Origin of the sequence: Actinomadura sp. KC06 (assembly GCF_004348735.1) — a bacterium.
Lineage (GTDB): Bacteria > Actinomycetota > Actinomycetes > Streptosporangiales > Streptosporangiaceae > Spirillospora.
Genome location: NZ_SMKT01000312.1, coordinates 1 through 4460, shown reverse-complemented (window position 1 = coordinate 4460; position 4460 = coordinate 1). Strand labels below are relative to the sequence as shown.

Below are 4460 nucleotides of genomic sequence, written 5' to 3'. Positions count from 1 at the left end.
CCCCGGCCCCCAGGAAGGTGATCGATGAGTGACCGCCCCGACTTCGCGGTCGAGATCCACCAGAACCCCTACCTCCCGGCGGACGGCACGCAGGTCCACGCCATCGTGCGGGTCGCGGCCCGGACCGGCCGGCCACCCCTGCCCGCGCCCGCGTCGTCCGCGCCCCGGCCGTCCTCGGCGGCGGAGGTCATCATCGTCGACACCTCGGCGTCCATGGCGGGCGAGCGGCTGGTCGAGGCGCAGCAGGCGGCGAAGGCGGCGGTGGACGCGCTGCGCGAGGACGTCGACTTCGCCATCGTCGCCGGGGCCCGCGACGCCCGCATGGTCTACCCGCGCAACGTGCTGCTGGCTCCCGCGACCGACCGCTGCAAGGACGACGCCAAGATCGCCATCTCCGCGCTGACGGCCGCGGGCGGCACCCGGATCGGCCGGTGGCTGCGGCTTGCCGCCGAGCTGTTCGACGGCTCCCGGCACGGCATCCGGCACGCCGTCCTGCTGACCGACGGCCGGAACGAGCACGAGACCCCGGCGGAGCTGGACGCGGCGCTGACCGGCTGCGCGGGCCGTTTCGTCTGCGACTGCCGCGGCGTCGGCGACGACTGGGACCCGGCCGAGCTGCGCGAGGTGGCCACCCGGCTGCTGGGCCGGTTCGCGGTGGTGGCCGATCCGCGGCACCTCACGGCCGACTTCACCGAGATGATCGGGCGGGCGATGGGGAAGGCGGTCGCCGACGTCGCGCTGCGGGTCTGGACGCCCGACAAGGTCGCGCTGCGGTTCCTCAAGCAGGTGTACCCGGCGCGCCGCGACCTGACCGGCAAGCGGATCGAGGTGGACCCGCACGCGGAGGGCCCGGCGACGGGCGACTACCCGACCGGCATCTGGGGGACGGAGAAGCGCGATTACCACCTGTGCGTCACGGTTCCCGTCGGGCAGCCGTACCAGCGGATGCAGGCGGCACGGGTGTCGGTGGTGGTGCCGGGCCCCGGCGGCGCGCCGGACGAGTGCCTCGCCGAGGCCATGGTCCTGGCCGAATGGACGGACGACAAGGCGCAGTCGACCGGACGGCACCCGTCCGTCGAGCACTACTCCAGGCAGGAGGAGATCGCCGACTCCGTCAGCGAGGGGCTGGCCGCGTACAAGAAGGGCGACGACAAGACCGCGAGCAGCAAGCTCCGGCAGGCGCACGAGCTGGCGGAGCGGACCGGCGACACGGGCACGTCCCGGCGGCTCGACAGGGTCGTCGCCCGGGAGACCGGCGAGGTCCGGCCGAGGCAGGACGTCGAGGCCGCCGACCTCATCGCCCTCGACACCGAGTCGAGCGAATCGACAACCCGACCACCGGATGAGCGTGAGGCCGAGCCCGGGGCCGAGCGCGAGCCCGAAGCCAAGCCTGACGACGAGGGCGAGGGCTGAGCGTGACCGGCAGACTGTTCCGGCTGTTCCGGCTGCACAGCGTCCCGCGCCGCGTCCAGGCGCTGACGGCCGTCGTCCTGCTGGCGATCATCGTGCTGTTCACCGTCACCGGCGTCGCGCTGTTGGACGCCCGGGCGGCCCTGCGCGCCATCGGCCACGACGAAGGGCCGATGGTGGTCGCCACCAACGACGTCTACCTCGCGCTCAGCGACATGGACGCCCAGGTCACCAACGTCCTGCTGACCGGCGCGGAGGACGCGTGGCTCTGCGACGTCGACATGGACGATGAGCCGAGCGAAGCTCGTCGTTTGAATGGTGGTGGGTGGGGGCTGGAGGACGGTGGCCCGTCCTGCGCGCGGAGCCTGCCGCGCTACTTCTACGACATCCGCCGCGAGGACGCCCAGCGTGCGGCGCTGCAGGCCGCGCGCCTCGCCGAGGACGACCCGGTGCGGCTGCGGACCGTCCAGTCCGTCCTGGACGGCCTGCACCTGTACGACCAGCGCGTGCAGACGGCGATGGAGCGGGGCCGCGGCGCCGACCACGCGTTCGGCCGCCTCCCCGAGGACGCGGCCGTGGAGTACCGCGCCGCGACCAAGATCATGACCGAAGACCTGCTGCCCAAGGCCAACAACCTCACCCTGGCCGGTGCGGCGGACGTGGAGGCGTCCTACGGCGACCCGCTCTCCCGGATGAAGTCCGGCCGGATCTGGGTGCTGGTGCTCGGCCTGGCGGTGCTCGTCGCGCTCGCCGGCCTGCAGGTCTACCTCGCCAGGCGCTTCCGGCGGGTGATCAGCCTGTTCCTGGTCGCCGCCGCCCTGGGCACGACCGCCCTGACCGTGGCGGCGGCGTCCCTGCTGGCGACCGAGGCCGACTACGTGCAGATGGCCAAGGAGGACGGCTTCGACCCCGTCCTCCGGCTGTCGAGAACGCGGGCGACCGGCAAGAGCCTGAACGCCGACCGCATCCGCGCCCTGCTCGACCCGGCCGACGCCGACCGCTACGACCAGACCTATTTCGAGAAGTCGCAGGCCATGCTCTACATCCGTGAGGCGCGCGACCTGGAGTCCTACTACGCCATGCTGGACGCGCGGATCGCACGCTACGGCGGCGGCTCGCATCCGGTGTCCTTCGGCGGCTACTACGGCGTCGAGGCGACCGAGGCCGCGGGCCGCGGGCAGCAGGCGCCCGTCGACACGCTGCTGACGCGCTACCGCGCCTACCAGCAGAACGACCGCCGAATCCGCGAACTCGCCCGCGCCGGCAAGCTCGACGACGCCGCCAGGGCGCACGTCGACCCGCGCTGGCATTTCCTGTCCCACCCCGCCTTCCGGCAGCACGACGCCGGGCTCGACGCGCGGGTCGTCCGCCATCAGCTCGTCGTCGACCGCATGGTGCGGGACGGGGAGGGCGCGCTGGCGCCCTGGGCCTGGCTGCTGCCGGCGTCCGCCCTGGTCATCGGCGCGCTGGTGGTGGGCGGCGTGTGGCCGCGGCTGGTGGAGTACCGCTGATGGGCCCGCGCGTCATCGTGAACGGGCGCAGCATCGTGAACGGGCGCAGCATCGCGAATGGAGGGAGCCGACCGTGCGCGCACTGCGGAACGCCGTGATCGTGATCGTGGCCGTCCTGCTCGTCGGCGTGGCGCTGGCCGCCTACCGCGCCGGCGGCGGCGACGCCGCCGCGTCGATCATCGGCAAGAAGAGCCTGCGGATCGGGGTCAAGTCCGATCAGCCGCGGCTGGGGCTGCGGATGTGGGACGGCACGTTCAAGGGCTTCGACGTCGACGTCGCCACGTATGTCGCGGGCCGGCTCGGCGTCGAGCCGAAGGACCTCACGTTCGTCGGGCTGACCTCGAACGAGCGGGAGGAGGCCCTGGACGACGGCGTCGTCGACATGGTGTTCGCCACCTACTCGATCACCCCGGAGCGCAAGGAGAAGGTCACCTTCGGCGGCCCGTACTACGTCGCGCACCAGGACATCCTCGTCCGCGCGGGCAACGGGTCGATCAGGAACGTGAGCGATCTGCGGGGCAAGCGGCTCTGCAAGGCCGCCGGGTCGAACTCGTGGCGGCGGGTGACGGAGGAGCGGAAGGTGGACGCGACGCTCGTCCCCGCGAGCACCTACAGCGAGTGCGTCACCGCGCTCAAGGAGGGCCGCATGGACGCCGTGTCCACCGACGACCTGATCCTCGCCGGCTTCGCGGCGGCGAACGGCTCGGGCACCACGATGGTCAAGGCCCCGTTCACCAACGAGAAGTACGGGGTCGGCCTCAAGAAGGGGGACGTGGCGGGCTGCCAGGCCGTCAACCGGTACCTGACCGAGATGTACCAGAACGGCGCCGCGAAGACCCTGCTCACCGAGTGGTTCGGGTCGGTGGACTTCGCCGTCGGCACCAGCGTCCCGGAGTTCGAGGGCTGCACCTGACCCCCGGCCGACGCGCACGGCGGACGCGCCCGGAACGCACAGCGGCGGGCGCCCCCCGAAGGGGACGCCCGCCGCGCGGCTTGCTCAGGGTCAGGCGGGAACGATGTTCTCCGCCTGGAGGCCCTTCTGGCCCTGGGTGACGTCGAACGTCACCTTCTGGCCCTCCTGGAGCTCGCGAAAGCCCTGGGCCGCGATGTTGGTGTAGTGGGCGAAGACGTCGGCGCCGCCGCCGTCCTGCTCGATGAAGCCGAAGCCCTTTTCGGCGTTGAACCACTTGACCGTGCCGGTGGCCATGGTCATCTCCTCTGGTCGGTCACGACCGCACACCTTGTGCGGCCGAGAACGCCGCGATGGCCCATCCGGAAGATCCAGAACAACAAAAATGCGCCTGAGGTTCAGATCCAACAGGCGCACGAACATGTCTATGGGAACCGCAACTACTCGCACAGTACCACACGAATCGGGGGGTCGAACAAGGCCCCCGGGGACCCTCCGTCCGGTGCGGCTGTGAAATTCCCGTCGGGCGCGGGAGAGTTCCCTGCACAGGCCCGTTGGGCGCATAATGCGGTAATGAAGCGCTCCGGACCCGCCAGGCGGCGACATCTCCCCACCAGCCCCTTCAAACC

Annotated in this window: 4 protein-coding genes; 3 read left to right on the top strand and 1 reads right to left on the bottom strand. The window is 71.7% G+C overall.

The window, feature by feature from the left end; all coding sequences use genetic code 11:
• The first annotated feature begins 24 nt into the window (after positions 1 to 24).
• From E1287_RS42190 to E1287_RS42180, 3 genes are all read left to right on the top strand, one after another.
• The gene (locus tag E1287_RS42190; protein WP_131971583.1) at positions 25 to 1413 is read left to right on the top strand and encodes a vWA domain-containing protein; all 1389 of its coding nucleotides are present in this window, start codon (positions 25 to 27) and stop codon (positions 1411 to 1413) included.
• A gap of 2 nt (positions 1414 to 1415) precedes the next feature.
• Positions 1416 to 2921 (top strand): hypothetical protein, encoded by a 1506-nt coding sequence (locus E1287_RS42185; RefSeq protein ID WP_131971581.1) that lies wholly within the window; start codon positions 1416 to 1418, stop codon positions 2919 to 2921.
• A gap of 73 nt (positions 2922 to 2994) precedes the next feature.
• The gene (locus E1287_RS42180; RefSeq protein WP_131971579.1) at positions 2995 to 3834 is read left to right on the top strand and encodes a glutamate ABC transporter substrate-binding protein; all 840 of its coding nucleotides are present in this window, start codon (positions 2995 to 2997) and stop codon (positions 3832 to 3834) included.
• Positions 3835 to 3924: 90 nt separating this feature from the next.
• Here the strand turns inward: E1287_RS42180 and E1287_RS42175 are convergent, their stop codons facing one another.
• Complete coding sequence (locus E1287_RS42175) at positions 3925 to 4128, bottom strand: cold-shock protein (protein WP_131971577.1); 204 nt, start codon at positions 4126 to 4128, stop codon at positions 3925 to 3927.
• Between the last annotated feature and the right edge of the window lie 332 nt (positions 4129 to 4460).